This window comes from Amycolatopsis camponoti, assembly GCF_902497555.1.
Taxonomy (GTDB): Bacteria; Actinomycetota; Actinomycetes; order Mycobacteriales; family Pseudonocardiaceae; genus Amycolatopsis; species Amycolatopsis camponoti.
In genome coordinates this window covers 126,442-145,577 of the sequence record NZ_CABVGP010000004.1, presented here as the reverse complement: position 1 = coordinate 145,577, position 19,136 = coordinate 126,442, and the positions used below count along the sequence as shown (strand labels likewise).

The window sequence follows — 19,136 nt, the reverse complement described above, 5'->3', positions numbered from 1 at the left end:
GGAGCAGCGAAAAGCACGAAATAAGAAGACGTTTGGCGGTTAGCCGGGAGGACGATTGGGTATTCGCTACGGCGACACGGCGGGTTCGGCGCCGAAGGAGTACCCCGATGCTCAGTCACCACGATCGCACCGAGCTCGAGAAGATCGAGCGGAACCTCGAGGTCACCGACCCCGACCTGGCCACCGCCCTGCGCGAGGGCAAGCGCCCGAAGTCGCGCGCGCTCCGGAGCGCCCTGCTGATCGCCGTCGACGTCGTCGCCGTGACGCTGCTGGTCCTGGGGTTGATCTTGCCCGACCCGGGGGTCACGCTCTGCGGGATCCTCGCCCTCACCGGCACCGTCTGGACCCACGTGGCGCGCCACCGCGTCTGACGTCCTGGGGCACACTGGGCCTCGTGAAGTGGGTCCTGCACGTCGACCTCGACCAGTTCATCGCCGCGGTCGAGATCGCCCGTCGGCCGGAGCTGCGCGGGAAGCCCGTGGTGGTCGGCGGCAACGGCGACCCGACCGAACGCGCCGTCGTCGCGACCGCGTCGTACGAGGCCCGCGAGTTCGGGATCCAGTCCGGCATGCCGCTGCGGATCGCCGCCAAGCGCTGCCCGGACGCCGTCTTCCTGCCCAGTGACCCGCCGGCCTACCTCGAGGTGTCCGAGCACGTGATGGCCGCGGTGCGGGAACTCCCCGTCGTCGTGGAGGTGCTGGGCTGGGACGAGGCGTTCGTCGGCGCGGAGACCGACGACCCGGAGGCGCTGGCCGTCTCGATCAAAGACGCCGTGGCGCGCGAGACGGGGCTGTCGTGCGCGGTCGGGATCGGCGACAACAAGCTGCGCGCCAAGCTCGCCACCGGGTTCGGCAAGCCGGGCGGGATCTTCCGGCTGACCCAGGCGAACTGGTGGGAGGTCATGGCTTCGCGCCCGACCGACGCGCTGTGGGGCATCGGCGGCAAGACCACCAAGAAGCTCGCCGAGCTGGGCATCCACACCGTCCTGGACCTCGCGGGCGCGGACGCCGCGGCGCTGGCCGCCCGGTTCGGCCCGAAGACCGGCCCGTGGCTGCGCCTGCTCGGCGGCGGCATCAGCGATGCGGAGGTGAGCGCGACGCCGTACGTGGCCCGCTCCCGCAGCCGCGAGACGACGTTCCAGCGCGACCTCACCGATCCGGCGGAGATGGCGGCGGAGGTGTCGGCGCTGGCCAAGCGCGTGTCCCAGGACGTCCTCGACGAAGGCCGGCCGGCGGCGCGAGTCGCGGTGAAGGTGCGGTTCGTGCCGTTCCTGACCCACACGCACAGCATCACCCTCCCCGAGCCGACGTCGGACGCCGGCGAGATCGACCGCGCGGCGCAGGAGGTACTGGCGATGTTCGAGCTGACCCGAGCGGTGCGGCTGCTCGGTGTGCGGGCGGAGTTCCTCAGGGAGGACTAAAGCCCCTCCGGCAAGGGCAGCGGCCGGTCCGGGTCCAGCTCGACCCCGCCCGCCCGGAGCGTGTGGTCGAGCATCGCCCAGATCGTGCCGCTCAGCTGGCCGGTCAGCTGCTCCAGGCTCAGCGTGCCCGGGTGGTCGAGCCAGCGGGTCGTCGCCGACTCGACGTAGCCGACCAGGCCGAACGCGATCGTGTCCCCCGGGGCCGGGTCCAGGCCGAACGCCGTCAGGTAGCCGGTGAGCAGCCGGCTGAGGTGGCGGGCGATCGTGCCGCGGACGTCCACCGGTCCCGGCGCCGCGCGCGTCAGGTACCGGTGCAGGGGGACGTGCTCGGTCAGCCAGCGCAGGTGCGTCGCGATCACCGTCGAGATCATCTCGTTCGGCGAGCCCGACGGGTGCCAGAGCGGCTCCAGCTCGGCCGTCACCAGCTCGGCCGCGCGCTCGGCGATCGCCCGCTGGAGGTCGGACGCGCCGTCGAAGTGCTTGTACAGCCGCGTCCTGGCCACGCCGGCGCGCTCGGCGATCTGCTCGGTCGAGACGTCCGGGCCGTGCTCGGCGATCGCTTCGAGGGCCGCGTCGACGAACTCGGCGCGGCGCCGTTCCTGCTGGCCCGCCCACCGCGTCGCCCGTCCGTCGACCTTGGTCACGACGGAAGCCTACTCAGCGCCCGCGAGGGCGTGTACGCTCCCGAAGTAGCTAGTACAGCATGTACCCCCTACTTCCGGAGGCCACCATGGGCGTCGAGGCCCAGGACCGGGACGTCACCGCGGCTCGCCTGCTCAAAAGCTCCGCGAAGAACTCCTACGACCCGTACGTCGACATCGACTGGACCGCCCCGCTGGCCGAGGGCAAGGCGTACATGCCGCTGGAGCGCGTCTCCCTCTACGGCACCGACCTGTGGGCGCGGCTGACGCCGGAGCAGCGGATCGAGCTGTCCAAGCACGAGATCGCCAGCATCATGAGCGTCGGCCTCTGGTTCGAGATCGTCCTGATGCAGCTGCTCGCCCGGTACGTCTTCGACCTCGACGCGCGCACCGAGCACGCGCAGTACGCCATGACCGAGATCGGCGACGAGACCCGCCACTCGGTGATGTTCGCCCGCACCGCCGACCGGCTCGGCGTGCCGCGCTACGGCGTCCCGAAGGTCGTGCACCGCGCCGCGAAGGTGTTCGGCGCGACCGCCGCCGGGCCGTCGATGTTCGCCAGCGTGCTCGTCGCCGAGGAGACCACCGACCGGCTGCAGCGCTCGATGATGGACGACGACGGCATCCAGCCACTGATCCGCTCGGTCAACCGCATCCACGTCGTCGAGGAGGCCCGGCACGTCCGGTTCGCCAAGGAGGAAGTGCTGCGGGAGACGCCGAAACTGTCGAAGGCGGCGCTGCAGCGGCACCGGCTGCGGACCGCGCTGGTCGCGTTCGGCGTCGTCGATGCCATGGTCGACCCGCGGGTGTACCGCAGCGTCGGGATCGACGCGCGCGAAGGCCGGGCCGCGGCGCTCGCCAACCCGCACTTCCACGAGACGCGCCGGTGGATGGCGGAGAAGATCGTGCCGTTCCTCCGCGAGGCGGGGCTGATCGGCGGCCGGTCCGAGGGCATTTGGCGGCGCGCGCACCTGCTCTGACGAACCGGCCGCGAAATTGCCTTCCCGGGAGGCACCGGACTGCGCCACGATTCCCGGGTGACCGAGGGCTACTCGCAGGACTTCCCGGCCGGACCCCCGTCCGGGCCGCCACACCCGGCACCCCGTCCGCCGCTCAGGCGGCCGGTCGTCGCCGGCCTGATCGGCGTGCTCGTGGGCGCGATCCTGGTCGGCGTGCCGTGGCTGGCGCTGAGCCTGCTCGGCGGGCCGAGCGGGCAGGCACTGGCCGCACCGGCGAACCTGGGCGGGCTCAGCCGCGCCCAGGACGCGATCGCGAAGGTCGACTCCGTGCGCGGCAAGGCGACGATCGACCGCATCGACAAGACCGACCAAGAGACGACGTCCCGGGTCTCGGCGGCCTACGGCGGCGCCGGAGCGGTGGTCCAGGACTACCAGGACGAGCGGCTGCTGCGGTCCTTCCAGCTGGTCGCCGTCCGCGCGCCCTCGCCGCAGCTGTTCGCGCCGTACGAAGACGTCCAGGCCCTCGGCGTGGCCAAGCCGGGCACCGAGCTGGTCAGCGTCGGCGCCGTGCAATGCCTGGTGCACAACGCCCCGGCCGCGCCCGGCGCGACCCCGGACCCGGACCAGTCCTTCGTCCTGAACTGCCAGCGCACCGGCCCCGGCTTGACCGTCGCGGTGCGGAGCCTGGGCACCGAAGGCAACCACGACCCCCAAGAGCTCGCCGGGATCGTCGAGCAGGCCTGGAAGGAGCTCGGGTGAGCACCGTCCGGACGGCCCGCGCCGGTGACGAAGCCGTGCTGGCGAAGCTCGACGAGCGCACCTGGACGACGGCGGTGTCCCCCGCTCCCCCGCCGCCGGCCGGCACCCCGTTCTTCGACGAAAGCACCCACCCCGAAGACGTCCTCGTCGCCGAGCACGACGGCATGGTCGCCGGCTACGTCCGTCTCGACGCGGGGTTCCCCATTCCCGCCCACGCTCACGTCCGGGTGATCGGCGGGCTCGCCGTCGACCCGGACCGGCGGCGGCTCGGCATCGCCCGGCGGCTCGTCGACGCCGCCGTGGCCGAGGCGCGCCGGCGCGGCGCGCGCAAGGTGACGCTGCGCGTCCTGGGTCACAACACCGCCGCCCGGCGGCTCTACGAGAGCGCCGGGTTCGTCGTCGAAGGCGTGCTGCGCGGGGAATTCCACGTCGGCGGCGAGGACCTCGACGACGTTCTCATGGCCCGCCGGCTCGCTTGACAGCTTCCCGGCGGCTTTGCCATCCTGGTCGTGGGCCGAGAGGCGCTGCGACGGAACTCTTTCCGCCACGCTCGGCCCGGACCACGACTCCAAGGGCGCCTCCCGCGAGGGAGGTGCTTTTCGGTGTCCCGCCGTCGTCGTGCGCGTGGACTGTCCCGTGCCGCCTCCCGAGCGTTCCGCAAACGAACTCCGGAGTGCGCGCAAGCATGAGTGACAAACTGCAGACCCGAAACGGCCTCGACTTCGCCGTCGCCGACCTCGCACTGGCCGAGGCCGGCCGCACCCAGCTGCGGCTCGCCGAGCACGAGATGCCCGGCCTGATGGCGATCCGCGAGGAGTACGCCGCCTCGCAGCCGCTGAAGGGCGCCCGGGTCGCCGGGTCGCTGCACATGACCGTCCAGACCGCCGTGCTGATCGAGACGCTGGTCGCGCTCGGCGCCGAGGTCCGCTGGGTGTCCTGCAACATCTTCTCCACCCAGGACGAGGCCGCCGCCGCGGTCGTCGTCGGGCCGGACGGCACGGTCGACGCGCCGTCCGGCACTCCCGTGTTCGCCTGGAAGGGCGAGACGCTCGAAGAGTACTGGTGGTGCACCGACCGGCTGTTCGCGTTCTCGGGCGGCCAGGCGCCGAACATGATCCTCGACGACGGCGGCGACGCCACCCTGCTCGTCCACAAGGGAGTCGAGTTCGAAGCGGCGGGCGCGGTGCCGCAACCGTCCGAAGAGGACCCCGAGGAGTACCGGATCGTCCTGGAGACCCTGCGCGCGAGCCTGGCCGCCGACGGCGACCGCTTCACCCGCATGGCCAAGGAGATCCGCGGCGTCACCGAGGAGACGACCAACGGCGTCAAGCGGCTCTACAAGCTCGCCAAGGACGGCGAGCTGCTCTTCCCCGCGATGAACGTCAACGACTCCGTCACGAAGTCCAAGTTCGACAACAAGTACGGCATCCGGCACTCCCTTGTGGACGGCCTGAACCGGGCCACCGACGTGATGATCGGCGGCAAGCGCGTCCTCGTCTGCGGCTACGGCGACGTCGGCAAGGGCGCGGTCGAGGCACTGCGCGGCCAGGGCGCCCGGGTCTCGGTCACCGAGATCGACCCGATCTGCGCGCTGCAGGCGGCGATGGACGGCCTCGACGTGGTGGAGCTGGACGACGTCGTCGCGACGGCCGACATCTTCATCACCACCACCGGCAACTTCGGCATCATCTCGGCGGAGCAGATGAGCCGGATGAAGCACAACGCGATCGTCGCGAACGTCGGGCACTTCGACAACGAGATCGACATGGCCGGCCTGGCGAAGCTCCCGGGCATCGTCAAGAAGGAGATCAAGCCGCAGGTGCACGAGTGGACGTTCCCGGACGGCCACGCGATCCTCGTGCTCTCCGAAGGCCGCCTGATGAACCTCGGCAACGCGACCGGCCACCCGTCGTTCGTGATGTCGAACTCGTTCACCAACCAGGCCATCGCGCAGATCGAGCTGTTCGCCAAGCCCGGCGAGTACGCCACCGACGTCCACCGGCTGCCGAAGCACCTCGACGAGAAGGTGGCCCGGCTGCACCTCGACGCCCTCGGCGTGAAGCTCACCAAGCTCTCGAAGGCGCAGGCCGAGTACATCGGAGTCGACGTCGAGGGTCCGTACAAGCTCGATCACTACCGGTACTGATTCGAGATTGCTCCATTTGACGCAGTTTGCCGCACCGCGAAAGTGGCCATCCTCCCCGTGACAGCGCATCCGTCCGGCCCGTACGGCGGATGGGTCCCATGCGAAGGAGTGTGTGTCAAAGTGATCGTTCTCGGTGTAATTCTCCTCATCATCGGGTTTATCGTCGGTATCCCGGTGCTTTACACCATCGGCATCATTCTCGCGGTGGCCGGTGTGGCACTGGCCATCCTGGGCGGCACCGGCCGCCGGATCGGTGGGCGTGCGCACTGGTACTGATCGAGTACTCGCGAACGGCCCGGCACGGCGCAGCAGCAATGCTCGCCGTGCCGGGCCGTTCGGCCTTTCACCACCACGAAGGTAAGCGCAGAGCAAAGTCCGCTTGCCGGCGAGACACCCGGGACGGGAATGAAAAGGGTCCTCCGGCTCCGAGGGGGAGGGAGAGCCGAAGGACCCCGTTAGTGTTAGCACATCGCCCAGCCCGTGTACACAGCTGCATACACGATCGTGTCATGCCCTTGACGCTTCCCTGACGCCGTGAAGGCCTCCCCGGCCGAGCCGGGGAGGCCTTCACGGTCCTGGCGGGAGGCTCAGGAAGCTTGGCGCAGCCGGGGTTTTCCCGGTTCGGCCGCACAGCCGCACCCGCGGCCGAGAGCCTGGCAGTCGACGATCAGCGCGTGCCGGAGGCGGTCACCGTCCCCACAGGACGGCTCGGTGCATTCGGCGAACCCGCCGTCCGGGTGCACCACCAGCGTGCCGTGGCAGTGATCGATCCCCGCGTCACAAGAAGCGCACTCCATGACCGGCCCGCCCTTCCGCGTTGGTGCCCGGTGTGCTCGCCCTCCTTGGTACCACCGGGAAGCAAGCGAACGCGGGACCGGAACCGCGCGTGTCGGCCCCGCCACCCGGACGGAACGACCGGCCGGGGCCGCCCTCAAGCCCGCTTCCGGGCCGCCGGCTTCTTCTTCGCCGGCGCCGGAGCCGGCGCCTCGTCCTCATCGGACTCTTCCGAAGTGGACTTCGCCCCACGCGACTTCTTCGCCGCGTCCACACTGGCCTGCAGCGCCGCCATCAGGTCGACCACGTCGGCCTTCGCGGTGACCGCCGCCGGCTTGGTCGTCTCCTCCCCCGCCACCTTGGCCTCGATCATCTCCTCGAGGGCCTCGCGGTAGTGGTCGTGGTACTTCTCCGGCTCGAACACCGGCTCGGCCAGTGAGTCGATCAGCGACCCGGCCATGGTCAGCTCCTGCGGCCGGATCTGCGGCGGGTCGTCGCGCAGGAAGGGGAAGTCGGGCTCGCGGACCTCGTCCGGCCAGAGCATCGTCGTCATCACCAGCACGTCGGCGTGCACCCGCAGCACCGCCATGCTCTCCCGCTGCCGGACCGCGACCTTCGCGATCGCCACCTGGCTCGACTTGTGCAGCGCGTCCCGCAGCACGATGTACGGCTTCACCGCGTTCTTCTGCGGCTCCAGGTAGTACGTCCGGTCGTACTGGATCGGGTCGATCGACTCGAGCGGCACGAACTCCAGGACGTCGATCGTGCGCTGCGAAGGCAGCGGCAGGTCGGCCATCTCGGTGTCGGTGATGACGACCATCTCGCCGTCGGGCAGCTCGTAGCCCTTGGCGATCTCGGCGTAGGGCACCTCGGCGCCGTCGATCGTGCAGAACCGCTTGTACTGGATGCGGCCGCCGTCGGCCTCGTGCACCTGGCGCAGGGAGACGTTCTTGTTCTCGGTGGCCGCGTACAGCTGGATCGGGATGCTCACCAGCCCGAACGACACCGAGCCCTTCCACATCGCCCGCATGCCACGCACCTCCGAGAGACGACCCTGCCGACTTCACGCTCGGTAACTACCGTAGCCCGAATCGTCCCCCGGCGACAGTCTGATCTAGACCTCTGCCAGGTACTTCTCCCAGAGCACGGGGTCCATGAACCAGTTCCGGAAGTCCGTCGGATCGGTGAACCCGTTCGCGAACCGCTTCGCCACCGCGGGGTTCTGGCCGGCCACCCCGAGGATCTGGAGCACGTGCGGAGGGGGCGGCATGAGCAGCGCGTTGGTCCATTCGGTGACGTGCCGGGCGTACTCCCAGTAGCGCTCGAACGTGGCGTCCATCCACCCCGCGTCGAACGGCCGGTCGCCGTGCTCGACGATCGCGTCCAGGTAGGTCGCCGCGCAGTGGCTCGCGTTGTTCGAACCCTGGCCGGTGATCGGGTCGTTCGCCACGACGACGTCGGCCATGCCCAGCACGATCGCGCCGCCGGGCAGCGTGCCGACCGGGTTGCGCACCACCGGCGTGTAGCCGCCGGCCAGGGTGGCCTTCGCGTCGGTGAGCTCGGCGTCGCGGCTTCGCTCGTACTCCCACGGCACGAACTGCTTCATCAGGTCCAGGATCCGCCCGAAGTGCTCGGCCGGGCCCGTGCGGTCGTCGAAGCAGTCCAGCGGACCGCCGGGCACGCCTTCGAAGAAGAGGATGTCGCAGTTCCCGCTCAGGGTGTACGCGGGGATCATGAACAGCTCGCCGACGCCCGGGACGATGTTGAACCGCACGGCCATCTTGTCCGGGTGCTCCGGCCGCGGGCGCACGCCGTGGGCGTAGGCCAGCGACAGCGCGCGCATCGGCTTCGTGTACGGCGAGCGCTCCGGGATCCGGTCGAACAGCTGGACCAGCTCGCCCTTGCCGGCCGAGATGATCACCAGGTCGTACAGCCGGGCGAGAGCGTCCAATTCGGACGTCATCACGCCGTGGATGACGAGCTTGCCCCCGCGGTCCTCGAACAGCTCGAGCCAGCCGGCCATCTTCACCCGCTGGTCGACCGACTGCGCGACGTGGTCCAGCTCGGCGAACCAGTCGAGCGCGCGCCCGCCGTCGGGCGCGGCCACCGACACGCCGAGGCCCTCGACGTTCACGGTGTCGGCTTCCCACTGGTCGATGCCGAGGTCCCGCTCGTGCTGCAGCGCGTCGTGGAACATGCACTGCGTCGACATCACGCGCCCGTTCCGGATCTCCTCCGGTGTCCGCGCGGACATCACCGTGACGTCGTAGTCCTTCGCCAGCAGCCCGAGGGCCAGCTGCAGCCCGGACTGCCCGGCGCCCACGATCAGGACCTTGCGCATGAAGCTCTTCTCTCCTCGTTCAGGCCTGCGGGACGCTGGCGGCCAGCTCGCGCGGGCCGGACAGCACGGCCAGCGACAGCGTGTGGCCGACCAGCTCGGTCAGGGTGGCGATCGTCGAAGCGCGGTCACGGGCGTCGCAGGTGACCAGCGGGACGCTCGGGTCGAGCGCGAGGGCGTCGCGCACCTCGTCGAGGTCGTGCACGGGCATGCCCTCGAACTGGTTGACCGCGACGACGAACGGCAGCTCCGAGTCGTTCTCGAAGTAGTTGATCGCCGCGAACGACTCGTCGATCCGGCTGGTGTCGACCAGCACGACCGCGCCGAGCGCGCCGCGACTCAGGTCGTCCCAGAGGAACCAGAACCGCGCCTGGCCGGGCGTGCCGAACAGGTAGAGCAGCAGGTCCGGGCGCAGCGTGATGCGGCCGAAGTCCATCGCGACGGTCGTGGTCGACTTGCCGCCGGGCGGGATCTCGTCGATGCCGTCGCCGGCCTCGGTCATCCACGCTTCGTTGCTCATCGGGGGCACTTCCGACACCGACCCGACGAACGTGGTCTTGCCGACACCGAAGCCCCCGGCGACGACGATCTTCGCGGAGATCGTCAGCAGATCGCCCTCAGGCGGGGAGCCGCTTGAGCCCATCAAGGATCCTCTCGAGGACGTTGGTGTCGTGGTGGTAGGCGTGCGCCGTGGGGTGGACGAACACCGCGCCCTGCGAGGCGAGGTCGCCGATCAGCACCCGCACCACACCGAGCGGCAGGTCCAGCCCGACCGACAGCTCGGCGATCGAGCACCGCGCCCGGGCGCGTTCGTAGAGCGAGCGCGACTCGGGCATGAGCGTGCCGCTCAGCGCCGGGTCGTACCGCGGGACCGAGACCAGCGTCTCCACCAGCAGCTGGTGGCGGGTGCTGGTGCGGCCGCCGGTCAGCGCGTACGCGCGGATCCGGCGGCTGCGCCGCGGCAAGGCGGTGTCCTTCTCGGACACGGGAATCACATCCTTGTGCTGTCCGGGGCTCCGCCCCGAGCCGGGGGCTTCGCCACCCGGACCCCCGAAAGACTCGTCATCGGCCACGCGAGTCACACCCGGGGGCGGCGCGCGGTGAGCACCTGGCGCAGTTCGGCGCGCACCTCGGGGGTGAGCGCGTGGCCGGCGTTGGTGATGAACTGGGTCATCTCGTAGGCGACCACCTTCATGTCCGCCTCGCCCGAGGTCAGCACCGCGAGCCCGGCACCGGAACCGATGCCCATGAAGAGGAAGTACCCGTGCGTGAGCCGGATGATGATCTGCTCGCAGGCGCCCTTCCCGAACAGCGCCGCGCTGTTGCCGGCCAGCGAGAGCAGGCCGCTGGCGATCGCCGCGAGCTGCTCGGCCTCGGCTTCGCCGACCGAGTCGGACGCGGTCAGGGGGAAGCCGTCCACGCTCATGATCAGCGCGTGGCTGACGCCGTGGACCTTGCGCACGAAGTCGTCGAGCAGCCAGGCGAAGTTCGCCGGGGCCGGGTGGGGGGCGCTCACGAGGCGGTTCCTCCGGGCGTCTCGTCCTGCTGGGAACGGTTCTCGGCGAGCGCGGCCCGCTCGCCGTCGGTGAAGGCGCCGAGGTCGGCGAGCAGCCGCTCGTGCCCGTTCGCCGCGGGTTCGGCGGCCGCGGGCGGTGGTGGCGGTTCGGGCGCGGCGGCACGGATGCTGCCGGGCACCCGGCGCGGCAGGCCGTTGGCCGTGGTCCCGCCGGTCTGCTCGACCGGCCGCGGGCGAGGGGTGGGCTTGCGCGGGATCGGCGTGACCGGTTCCTCGCGGGGGAAGGTGCCGGGGCGGCGGCGCGGGAGCCCGCCGACGGTGGCCGGCTCGCCTGCCGGTGCCTTGACCGGCTCGGCCGTGACGGTGCGAGTGCCGGACCAGGCGTGCTCGGCGAGCTCGGTGACGATGCCGGTGGGCAGCAGCACGGTGGCGACCGTGCCGTGCGGGCTGCGCCGGTCCAAGCGCACGGTGACGTCGTGGCGGGCGGCGAGCCGGGAGACCACCGCGAGCCCCATGTGGCGCGCCGCGGCGTCGTCGAGGTCACCGCCGGCGGCCAGCCGCGCGTTGAGGCCGTCGACGCGGTCGGCCGGGATGCCGATGCCCTCGTCCTCGATCCGGACGAGCACGCTGCCCTGCTCGGTCAGGTGGGCGCTGACGTTCACCGGCGAGCTCGGCGAAGATTGGTTGGCGGCGTTGTCGAACAGCTCCGCGAGCACCCGGCCCAGGTCCTCCGCGGCGAAGCCGACGACGCCGAGGTTCACGACGCGGCCGATGGTGATCCGGGCGTAGTGGTCGATCGACGACATCGCCGCGCGCATGACGTCGAGCAGCGAGGTGGCGCGGGCGGCGTCGTCGGCGGTCTCCTGGCCGGCCAGGACACGCAGGTTCTCGGCGTTGCGCCGCAGCCGCGTCGCGAGGTGGTCGAGCTGGTAGAGCTCGGCGAGGCGGTGGTGGTCCTCCTCCCCCGCCTCCAGCTCTTCGAGCCGGGCGAGGAGCTGGTCGAGCAGGTTGAGGTCACGCAGGGCGACGCTGGCGCAGATCTCGGCCAGCACGGCGTCGTCCGCCTGCGCCACCACGGGCGGCTGCAGCTGCGTGAGCGCCGGCCCGGCCGCGGGCTCGTACCCGCCGTGCTTCGGCGGCGCGGTGAGGTACTGCGCCGCCGCGACCCGCGAGCGGTCCAGCAGGACGCGTGATCGATCCAGGAGTTCCCGGGCCCGGCTGGCCATGTGGTCCCACTTCTTCCTTGCTCAGTTCGGACGCGGTGCTTCTGCCGACCCCCGGCGACGACCGACATGCAAGCAGAAAGGCTCGTGACGTGTCCACAACCCGTCCCCGCGCGATCGCGCCGAGTGAGCACCGATCGGCAGCGTCGCTCCTGATGAGCGCAGTGCGTTAGGCCATTCGGTTCATTTTTGCAATTTGCTGTTCGCGACACAGCGCACACCGGGGCCGATACCGCAGGCCGGGCGGGTCCGCACGCCGGAATCCCGGGCGTGTCCGGTTCGCCCTGATTTTGCGGGCCGCGCACTTTTTTGCGTGGCCCGCAAGTTTTTCGCTACACTCCGTTCATGCCGCCGGAGGAACCACCGAAGCTGACGCTGCGGGAACGCAAGAAGCGCGAGGCCCGCCGGGCGCTCGCGCAGGCCGCGTTGCGGCTTTCGATGGACCGCGGGCTGGAGAACGTGCGGGTCGAGGACATCGCCGCCGAGGTCGGCGTCTCGCCCCGCACATTCAACAACTACTTCTCCAGCAAGGAGCAGGCGGTCTGCTCGATGGTCGTCGACCGCCACGAGGGGATGCGCGAAGCCCTGCTCGCACGCCCGGAGGGCGAGCCGCTCTGGGAGTCCGTGAAGCAGGCGGTGATCGAGCAATATTCGCGTGAGGGCGAGCCGGATCGCGCGTATGTTGCGCGTATCCGGGAGCTGATGGGCCAGCTCATGCTGCGCGGCGAGTTCCTCAACGCCCACGCGGCGGTCGAACGCGTCCTCGCCGAGACCATCGCGAAGCGGGCGGGCGGAGCGGACCACCTCTTGTGCCGGCTGATGGCCTCCACGGTGGAAAGCGCCGTCCGCGTCGCCTTCGTCAACTGGTTCATGACCGAGGGCGAGCCGTTCCTCCCGACCCTGGAACGGCTGCTGGACGAGCTGGCCACGGGGATGCCCGGCCTGACCGGCGGCACCGCACCGACACCCGGACCGAACACCACCACCACACTGGGGGAACCGTTGTGCTAGTCAAGCTCCTGCGCAGTCACCTGCGCCCGTACAAAACCACGTTGTGGGTGATCGTGGCGCTGCAGCTCGTGCAGACGATCGCCATGCTCTACCTGCCCACGCTCAACGCCGACATCGTCGACAACGGGCTGATCAAGGGCGACATGGCCTACATCCTGCGCATCGGCGCCGTGATGCTCGCCGTGACGCTCGCCCAGATCGCCGGCTCGATCGGCGCGGTGTACTACGGCGCCCGCACGGCGATGGCGGTCGGGCGCGACATCCGCGCCGGCGTCTTCCACCGCGTGCAGGACTTCTCGGCCCGCGAGGTCGGCCAGTTCGGCACGCCGTCGCTGATCACCCGCACCACCAACGACGTCCAGCAGATCCAGATGCTGGTCGTGATGACGCTGACGCTGATGGTGTCGGCGCCGATCATGTGCGTCGGCGGGATCATCCTGGCGCTGAACCTCGACGTGCCGCTGTCCTCGCTGCTGCTGGTGATCGTGCCGGTCCTGGCGGTCGCGGTCGGCACGATCATCACCAAGATGCGCCCCGCGTTCCGCAAGATGCAGGAGCGGATCGACAAGATCAACCAGGTGCTGCGCGAGCAGATCATGGGCATCCGCGTCATCCGCGCGTTCGTCCGCGACAAGCACGAGCGCGAACGCTTCGACGCCGCGAACGACCAGCTGCTCACGGTGTCGCTGCGCGTCGGCCGGTTGATGGCGCTGATGTTCCCGATCGTCATGCTGGTGATGAACGCCTCCAGCGTCGCGGTGCTGTGGTTCGGCGGGCAGCGCATCGACTCCGGCAGCATGCAGATCGGGGCGCTGACGGCGTTCCTGTCCTACCTGCTGCAGATCCTGATGTCGGTCATGATGGCCACGTTCATGTTCATGATGGTGCCGCGCGCGGAGGTCAGCGCCGAGCGGATCAGCGAGGTGCTCGACACCGAGTCGAGCGTCCGCCTGCCGGTTTCGCCGATCAAGCCGGGCACGCTCCACGGGCACCTGGAGCTCTCCGGCGTCGAGTTCCGCTACCCCGGCGCGGAAAAGCCGGTGCTGCAGGACATCTCGCTGATCGGGCGGCCGGGTGAGACGACCGCGGTGATCGGGTCCACGGGTACCGGGAAGACGACGCTGCTGAACCTGATCCCGCGGCTGATGGACGCGACCCGCGGCACGGTGAAGGTCGACGGCGTCGACGTGCGCGACCTCGACGCGGGGGTGCTCGCCCGCGCGGTCGGGCTGGTGCCGCAGAAGCCGTACCTGTTCGCCGGCACCGTGGCGAGCAACCTGCGCTACGGCAACCCGGACGCGACCGACGAAGAGCTGTGGCACGCCCTCGAAGTGGCTCAGGGCAAGGACTTCGTCGAGGCGATGCCCGAAGGCCTGGACGCACCGATCTCGCAGGGTGGCACGAACGTCTCCGGTGGTCAGCGGCAGCGGCTCGCGATCGCGCGGATGCTGGTGCACAAGCCGGAGATCTACCTCTTCGACGACTCGTTCTCGGCGTTGGACTACGCGACCGACGCGGCCCTGCGCCGCGCGCTGGTGTCGGAGACCGCCGACGCCACGGTGATCATCGTCGCGCAGCGGGTGAGCACCATCCGGGGCGCCGACCGCATCATCGTCCTCGACGAGGGCCGCGTCGTCGGCACCGGCACCCACCACGAGCTGTTCGACGGCAACGAGACCTACCGCGAGATCGTGCTGTCCCAGCTGACCGAGCAGGAGGCGGCGTGAGTACCACGGAATCGCCGAAGACCGCCGTCACCGAAGCGGGCGAACGGCCGACCGCGGAACGGCAGAAGAACACCGGGGCCGCCACCGTCGGGCCCGGCCGGTGGATGGCCGGCGGCGCACCGCCGGAGAAGGCGCTCGACTTCAAGGGCTCCCTCAAACGGCTGCTGCACATGCTGGCCCCGCAACGGCTCCACCTCATCGGGGTGCTCGTGCTCGGCGCGGCGAGCGTCGCGCTGACGGTGATCGGGCCGAAGATCCTCGGCCAGGCCACCGACGCGATCCTCGCGGGCGTGCTCGGCAAGCAGGTGCCGCCGGGCGTCACCAAGGAGCAGATCGTCGCCGGGCTGCGCGCCCGTGGTGACGGCACGCTCGCCGACATCTACAGTCGCGTCGACCTCGTGCCCGGCGTCGGGATCGACTTCGACAAGGTCGGGCAGATCCTGCTGACCGTGCTGGCGCTGTTCGTCATCGCGTCGTTCTTCGGGCTCATCCAGGCCCGGCTGACGACGACGCTGGTGCAGAACGCCGTCTACCGGCTGCGCCAGGACGTCGAGGAGAAGTTCGCGCGGCTGCCGCTGAAGTACTTCGACCGCCAGCCGCGCGGCGAGGTCCTTTCCCGCGTCACCAACGACATCGACAACCTGGCGATGTCGCTGCAGCAGACGCTGTCGCAGATCGTCTCGTCACTGCTGACGGTGATCGGCGTGCTGATCATGATGTTCCTGATCTCGCCGCTGCTGGCGCTGATCGCGCTGCTCACGGTGCCGCTCTCGGCCGTCGTGGCGGCGAAGATCGGCAAGCGGGCGCAGCCGAACTTCATCAAGCAGTGGTCGACGACCGGGAAGCTCAACGCGCACGTCGAGGAGATGTACACCGGGCACTCGCTGGTCAAGGTGTTCGGCCGCCGCGACGAGTCCGCGGCGATCTTCGACAAGCAGAACGAAACGCTGTACGAGGCCAGCTTCCGGGCGCAGTTCATCTCCGGGATGATCCAGCCGGCGATGATGTTCATCGGCAACCTGAGCTACGTGCTGGTGGCGGTGATCGGCGCGCTGCGCGTCGCGTCGGGCAGCCTGACGCTCGGCGAGGTGCAGGCGTTCATCCAGTACTCGCGCCAGTTCAGCCAGCCGGTGACGCAGATCGCCAGCATGGCGAACCTGCTGCAGTCCGGCGTCGCCTCGGCCGAGCGGGTGTTCGCGCTGCTGGACGCGGAGGAGCAGGCGCCGGAGCCGGAGCACCCGGAGCGGCCGCCGGTGATCCGCGGACGCGTCGAGTTCCAGGACGTCTCGTTCCGCTACCTGCCGGACAAGCCGCTGATCGACGACCTGTCGCTGACCGTCGAACCCGGCCAGACGGTGGCGATCGTCGGCCCGACCGGGGCCGGGAAGACGACACTGGTCAACCTGCTCATGCGGTTCTACGAGCTCGACAGCGGGCGGATCACGCTCGACGGCGTCGACATCGCGAAGATGAACCGCGAGGAGCTGCGCGACCAGACCGGCATGGTGCTGCAGGACGCGTGGCTGTTCGGCGGCACGATCGCGGAGAACATCGCCTACGGCGCGGACGACCCGACCCGCGAGGAGATCATCGAGGCGGCGACGGCGACGTACGTCGACCGCTTCGTCCGGACGTTGCCGGACGGCTACGAGACGGTCCTCGACGACGAGGGCGGCACGGTCAGCGCGGGCGAGAAGCAGCTGATCACGGTCGCGCGGGCGTTCCTGGCCCGGCCGGTCATCCTCATCCTGGACGAGGCGACCAGCTCGGTCGACACCCGCACCGAGGTGCTCATCCAGCGGGCGATGAACTCGCTCCGCAGCGGGCGCACGAGCTTCGTCATCGCGCACCGGCTGTCCACGATCCGCGACGCGGACGTGATCCTGGTGATGGAGCACGGGCAGATCGTCGAGCACGGCGACCACGAAACGCTGCTCGGCAGCGGCGGCGCCTACGCCCGGCTGTACGCGGCCCAGTTCGCCGAAGCCATGGCGGAGACGGACTGACGTCGTCACCCCGGTATCCTGGACGCTCCCGAGCGGAAGGGGTACCGGGGCGGCGATGGCCGACAAACTCGAGGAGTACCGCGGCAAGCGCGGGAAGGACCGCACCCCCGAGCCCTGGCCCGAGGGGCCGCCGGAACCGGGCGGCAACGACCTCTTCGTCATCCAGGAGCACCACGCCTCCCGGCTGCACTGGGACTTCCGGCTGGAACGCGACGGCGTCCTCGTGTCGTGGGCGGTGCCGCGCGGCCTGCCGCTCGCGCCTGGCGTGAACCGGCTCGCGGTGCACACCGAAGACCACCCCATGGAGTACCTGACGTTCTCCGGCGAGATCCCGGCGGGCGAGTACGGCGGCGGCCGGATGACCGTGTGGGACACCGGGAAGTACGAAACCCTGCACTGGAACGACCACAAGGTCGAGGTCGTCTTCCACGGCGAGCGGGCGCGCGGCAAGTACCTGTTCGTCAACCGGCACCACGACGACGACCGCGACTGGACGCTGCGGCGCCTCGACCCGGCCGAGCCGGGCCACGAGGACGCACCGGAGTTCCTGGAGCCAATGGCGGCGGTCCCGGGCGGGCTCCCGGCGGACGACGGCGAGTGGGCCTACGAGTTCGCGTGGGGCGGCCTGCGCACGATGCTCCAGGTTTCGGGCGGCCGCGTCACCGCGCACGACGACTCCGGCGCCGACGTCACCGGCCGTTACCCGGACCTGCACAAGCTGGGCGAAGAGCTCGGGTCGACGGAAGTGCTGCTGGACGGCGAAGTGGTCGTGGTGAAGGACGGCAAGCCCTCACCGGAAGGCCTCGAGGAACGCCGCCGGGCCGACGGCGCGGCGGCGAAGCGCCTCAAGACGCATTGCCCGGTGTTCTACTTCGCCAGCGACATCCTGCACCTCGACGGCAAGCCGACGCTTTCGCTGCCGTACACCGAACGCCGCGAGCTGTTGGCGGACCTGCCCGTGACGGACGGCCGCTGGCAGGTCCCCGGCTACTTCCTCGGTGGTGGCGAGGACGTGCTCGGCGCCAGCCGCCAGCATGGCTTGCCGGGCGTGGTGGCCAAGCGGGCGGACAGCGTCTATCGCCCCGGCGACCACTCAGGCGACTGGCTGTTCATCGGGAACTGACGCGTCAGTGCACGCGCGGCACCGCGGCGAGCTGCCCGCGCTTCGCGTTCTTCAGCAGGAAGAACGCGACCACCACCCCGGCCGCCCCGATCCCCGCGCAGACGAGCATCCCCGTGTGGAACCCGGCGAGCGCGCCCGCCGGTCCGGGGGTGGCCGCCATGGTCGTCGCGATGACCGTCGACACCACCGCGACCCCGAGCGCGCCACCGACCTGGAACGCCGCCACGTTGATCCCCGAGGCGATGCCCGCGTCGGCCGTGGTGACGCCCTTGAGCGCGGCCGCGGCCAGGACGACCGGGCCGATGCCGAGTCCCAGGCCGAACACGACCAGGCCCGGCAGCACGCTCGTCAGGTAGCCGGAATCGGGTGAGAGCCCGGTCAGCAGGGCACTGCCGACGGCCATCAGCAGCAGCGCGGTCACCGCGACCGGGCGGATGCCGAGCCGGGCCAGCGCGGCTTGTCCGGCGTACGCACCGAGCACCGCCGCGACCGGCATCGCGGACTGGCTCAGCCCGAACACGATCGGCGTGTAGCCGAGCACGCCCAGCGAATACTGCGAAAGCACGACCGACGACCCGAAGGCGAGCATCGCGATCAGGACCGTCAGCACGTTGCCGCCGAGCACGGTGGCCGACCGGAACAACCGGGCGGGCAGCAGCGGAGCCGCCGACCGGCGTTCGACGACGATCGTCGTCGCGGTCAAGACCAGGAAGACGGCCCCGAGGCCGAGCGTCCGGAAACTGGCCCAGCCCCACGCGGGCGCCTCGACGAGCACGTACACCAGCAGGACCAGCGCCGCGGTGCTGAGCACCGCGCCGGCGACGTCGAAGGTGCGGTGCGCCGAGGTGTCCCGGCTCTCCCGCAGCAGGACCGGGCTCAGCACCAGCATCAGCACGGCGACCGGGACGTTGACGTAGAAGAGGCTCTGCCAGCCGAACCAGTCGAGCAGCGCGCCGCCGAGCAGCAGCCCGATCGTCGCGCCCAGCGCGGCGATCCCCGACCAGATGGCGAGAGCCCGGTTGCGCGGGCGCCCCTCCGGGAACGTGTCGGTGAGGATCGCGAGCGCCGTCGGCGCCATCAGCGCCGCGGAAACCCCGTGCAGCGACCGCGCGGCCAGCAGCAGCGGACCCGCGGTGGCGACCGCCGAAAGCAGCGACACCAGCAGGAACAGCGCCGTGCCCGCCATGAAGAGCTTGCGGCGGCCGAGCAGGTCCGCGGCCCGGCCGCCGAGCAGCAGCAGGCCGCCGAACGTCAGCAGGTTGGCCGAGAGGACCCACTGGGCTTCGACCGGCGACAGCCCGAGGTCCGCCGCGATCACCGGCACGCCCATGATCACGCTCTGGGCGTCCAGGATCACCATGAAGTTGGCCGCGCAGAGCAGGACGAGCGCCGCCAGGCGGCGGGGGTCCGCGGGCCGCGCGGCCGAGTCCGGCCGCGCCGATTCTGCGAGGGTCATCCGCGCTCCCATGCTCGTTCCGGTCGTGCGACCGACC

The 19,136-nt window shown here is 70.5% G+C and carries 20 protein-coding genes and 1 riboswitch; of the genes, 11 read left to right on the top strand and 9 right to left on the bottom strand.

Going from position 1 to position 19,136, the window contains the following annotated elements:
* The first annotated feature begins 107 nt into the window (after positions 1 to 107).
* Both AA23TX_RS47700 and AA23TX_RS47695 read left to right on the top strand, forming a co-directional pair.
* Complete coding sequence (locus AA23TX_RS47700) at positions 108 to 371, top strand: DUF3040 domain-containing protein (RefSeq protein ID WP_155549656.1); 264 nt, start codon at positions 108 to 110, stop codon at positions 369 to 371.
* Positions 372 to 394: 23 nt separating this feature from the next.
* A complete protein-coding gene (locus AA23TX_RS47695; RefSeq protein ID WP_155549655.1) occupies positions 395 to 1,420 on the top strand; it encodes a DNA polymerase IV in 1,026 nt (341 codons plus the stop codon).
* Here AA23TX_RS47695 and AA23TX_RS47690 read toward each other — a convergent pair.
* Positions 1,417 to 2,064 carry a TetR/AcrR family transcriptional regulator gene (locus AA23TX_RS47690; RefSeq protein ID WP_155549654.1) on the bottom strand — a complete coding sequence of 216 codons (648 nt, stop codon included), beginning with the start codon at positions 2,062 to 2,064 and terminating at the stop codon, positions 1,417 to 1,419. The genes AA23TX_RS47695 and AA23TX_RS47690 overlap by 4 nt on opposite strands.
* A gap of 86 nt (positions 2,065 to 2,150) precedes the next feature.
* Here AA23TX_RS47690 and AA23TX_RS47685 point away from each other — a divergent pair, with 86 nt between their 5' ends.
* From AA23TX_RS47685 to AA23TX_RS47665, 5 genes are all read left to right on the top strand, one after another.
* Entirely contained in the window at positions 2,151 to 3,041 is an 891-nt protein-coding gene (locus AA23TX_RS47685) for an AurF N-oxygenase family protein (protein WP_155549928.1), read from the top strand.
* Between the two features lie 57 nt (positions 3,042 to 3,098).
* Positions 3,099 to 3,779, top strand: a complete 681-nt coding sequence (locus AA23TX_RS47680) for a hypothetical protein (protein ID WP_155549653.1) — start codon at positions 3,099 to 3,101, stop codon at positions 3,777 to 3,779.
* Complete coding sequence (locus tag AA23TX_RS47675) at positions 3,776 to 4,258, top strand: GNAT family N-acetyltransferase (protein ID WP_155549652.1); 483 nt, start codon at positions 3,776 to 3,778, stop codon at positions 4,256 to 4,258. Before AA23TX_RS47680 ends, AA23TX_RS47675 begins: the two co-directional genes overlap by 4 nt.
* A 31-nt stretch (positions 4,259 to 4,289) precedes the next feature.
* Positions 4,290 to 4,366: riboswitch (S-adenosyl-L-homocysteine riboswitch) on the top strand.
* A gap of 98 nt (positions 4,367 to 4,464) precedes the next feature.
* Positions 4,465 to 5,925 carry an adenosylhomocysteinase gene (ahcY, locus tag AA23TX_RS47670; RefSeq protein ID WP_155549651.1) on the top strand — a complete coding sequence of 487 codons (1,461 nt, stop codon included), beginning with the start codon at positions 4,465 to 4,467 and terminating at the stop codon, positions 5,923 to 5,925.
* A gap of 120 nt (positions 5,926 to 6,045) precedes the next feature.
* Entirely contained in the window at positions 6,046 to 6,201 is a 156-nt protein-coding gene (locus AA23TX_RS47665) for a hypothetical protein (protein WP_086678182.1), read from the top strand.
* Between the two features lie 311 nt (positions 6,202 to 6,512).
* Here the strand turns inward: AA23TX_RS47665 and AA23TX_RS50660 are convergent, their stop codons facing one another.
* From AA23TX_RS50660 to AA23TX_RS47630, 7 genes are all read right to left on the bottom strand, one after another.
* Positions 6,513 to 6,722 (bottom strand): hypothetical protein, encoded by a 210-nt coding sequence (locus AA23TX_RS50660; protein ID WP_155549650.1) that lies wholly within the window; start codon positions 6,720 to 6,722, stop codon positions 6,513 to 6,515.
* A 134-nt stretch (positions 6,723 to 6,856) separates the two neighbouring features.
* Positions 6,857 to 7,729, bottom strand: a complete 873-nt coding sequence (ku, locus tag AA23TX_RS47655; protein WP_155549649.1) for a non-homologous end joining protein Ku — start codon at positions 7,727 to 7,729, stop codon at positions 6,857 to 6,859.
* 84 nt (positions 7,730 to 7,813) lie between these two features.
* Positions 7,814 to 9,040, bottom strand: a complete 1,227-nt coding sequence (locus AA23TX_RS47650) for a styrene monooxygenase/indole monooxygenase family protein (RefSeq protein ID WP_155549648.1) — start codon at positions 9,038 to 9,040, stop codon at positions 7,814 to 7,816.
* Positions 9,041 to 9,059: 19 nt separating this feature from the next.
* A complete protein-coding gene (locus AA23TX_RS47645; RefSeq protein ID WP_155549647.1) occupies positions 9,060 to 9,680 on the bottom strand; it encodes a GTP-binding protein in 621 nt (206 codons plus the stop codon).
* Complete coding sequence (locus AA23TX_RS47640) at positions 9,655 to 10,023, bottom strand: DUF742 domain-containing protein (RefSeq protein WP_086678176.1); 369 nt, start codon at positions 10,021 to 10,023, stop codon at positions 9,655 to 9,657. The genes AA23TX_RS47645 and AA23TX_RS47640 overlap by 26 nt, the downstream gene beginning before the upstream one ends.
* Before the next feature lie 92 nt (positions 10,024 to 10,115).
* A complete protein-coding gene (locus AA23TX_RS47635) occupies positions 10,116 to 10,553 on the bottom strand; it encodes a roadblock/LC7 domain-containing protein (RefSeq protein ID WP_125315245.1) in 438 nt (145 codons plus the stop codon).
* Positions 10,550 to 11,779 carry a sensor histidine kinase gene (locus tag AA23TX_RS47630; protein ID WP_155549646.1) on the bottom strand — a complete coding sequence of 410 codons (1,230 nt, stop codon included), beginning with the start codon at positions 11,777 to 11,779 and terminating at the stop codon, positions 10,550 to 10,552. The genes AA23TX_RS47635 and AA23TX_RS47630 overlap by 4 nt, the downstream gene beginning before the upstream one ends.
* A 342-nt stretch (positions 11,780 to 12,121) precedes the next feature.
* Here AA23TX_RS47630 and AA23TX_RS47625 point away from each other — a divergent pair, with 342 nt between their 5' ends.
* The 4 genes from AA23TX_RS47625 to AA23TX_RS47610 are packed head-to-tail and all read left to right on the top strand — an operon-like array spanning position 12,122 to position 17,643.
* The gene (locus AA23TX_RS47625; protein WP_155549645.1) at positions 12,122 to 12,787 is read left to right on the top strand and encodes a TetR/AcrR family transcriptional regulator; all 666 of its coding nucleotides are present in this window, start codon (positions 12,122 to 12,124) and stop codon (positions 12,785 to 12,787) included.
* Entirely contained in the window at positions 12,781 to 14,514 is a 1,734-nt protein-coding gene (locus AA23TX_RS47620) for an ABC transporter ATP-binding protein (RefSeq protein WP_155549644.1), read from the top strand. The genes AA23TX_RS47625 and AA23TX_RS47620 overlap by 7 nt, the downstream gene beginning before the upstream one ends.
* Complete coding sequence (locus AA23TX_RS47615; protein WP_155549643.1) at positions 14,511 to 16,520, top strand: ABC transporter ATP-binding protein; 2,010 nt, start codon at positions 14,511 to 14,513, stop codon at positions 16,518 to 16,520. Before AA23TX_RS47620 ends, AA23TX_RS47615 begins: the two co-directional genes overlap by 4 nt.
* Before the next feature lie 55 nt (positions 16,521 to 16,575).
* Positions 16,576 to 17,643 (top strand): DNA polymerase ligase N-terminal domain-containing protein, encoded by a 1,068-nt coding sequence (locus AA23TX_RS47610; RefSeq protein ID WP_155549642.1) that lies wholly within the window; start codon positions 16,576 to 16,578, stop codon positions 17,641 to 17,643.
* 4 nt (positions 17,644 to 17,647) lie between these two features.
* Here the strand turns inward: AA23TX_RS47610 and AA23TX_RS47605 are convergent, their stop codons facing one another.
* On the bottom strand, positions 17,648 to 19,099 hold the full coding sequence (locus AA23TX_RS47605; protein ID WP_155549641.1) for an MFS transporter: 1,452 nt from the start codon (positions 19,097 to 19,099) through the stop codon (positions 17,648 to 17,650).
* Between the last annotated feature and the right edge of the window lie 37 nt (positions 19,100 to 19,136).

What these genes read in the sequence shown, in the direction of transcription:
- AA23TX_RS47700 (WP_155549656.1), top strand. Translation starts at nt 108, where the DNA reads ATGCTCAGTCACCACGATCGCACCGAGCTCGAGAAGATCGAGCGGAAC.
- AA23TX_RS47685 (WP_155549928.1), top strand. Translation starts at nt 2,151, where the DNA reads ATGGGCGTCGAGGCCCAGGACCGGGACGTCACCGCGGCTCGCCTGCTC.
- ahcY (WP_155549651.1), top strand. Translation starts at nt 4,465, where the DNA reads ATGAGTGACAAACTGCAGACCCGAAACGGCCTCGACTTCGCCGTCGCC.
- AA23TX_RS50660 (WP_155549650.1), bottom strand. Translation starts at nt 6,722, where the DNA reads ATGGAGTGCGCTTCTTGTGACGCGGGGATCGATCACTGCCACGGCACG.
- ku (WP_155549649.1), bottom strand. Translation starts at nt 7,729, where the DNA reads ATGCGGGCGATGTGGAAGGGCTCGGTGTCGTTCGGGCTGGTGAGCATC.
- AA23TX_RS47650 (WP_155549648.1), bottom strand. Translation starts at nt 9,040, where the DNA reads ATGCGCAAGGTCCTGATCGTGGGCGCCGGGCAGTCCGGGCTGCAGCTG.
- AA23TX_RS47645 (WP_155549647.1), bottom strand. Translation starts at nt 9,680, where the DNA reads ATGGGCTCAAGCGGCTCCCCGCCTGAGGGCGATCTGCTGACGATCTCC.
- AA23TX_RS47630 (WP_155549646.1), bottom strand. Translation starts at nt 11,779, where the DNA reads ATGGCCAGCCGGGCCCGGGAACTCCTGGATCGATCACGCGTCCTGCTG.
- AA23TX_RS47625 (WP_155549645.1), top strand. Translation starts at nt 12,122, where the DNA reads ATGCCGCCGGAGGAACCACCGAAGCTGACGCTGCGGGAACGCAAGAAG.
- AA23TX_RS47610 (WP_155549642.1), top strand. Translation starts at nt 16,576, where the DNA reads ATGGCCGACAAACTCGAGGAGTACCGCGGCAAGCGCGGGAAGGACCGC.
- AA23TX_RS47605 (WP_155549641.1), bottom strand. Translation starts at nt 19,099, where the DNA reads ATGACCCTCGCAGAATCGGCGCGGCCGGACTCGGCCGCGCGGCCCGCG.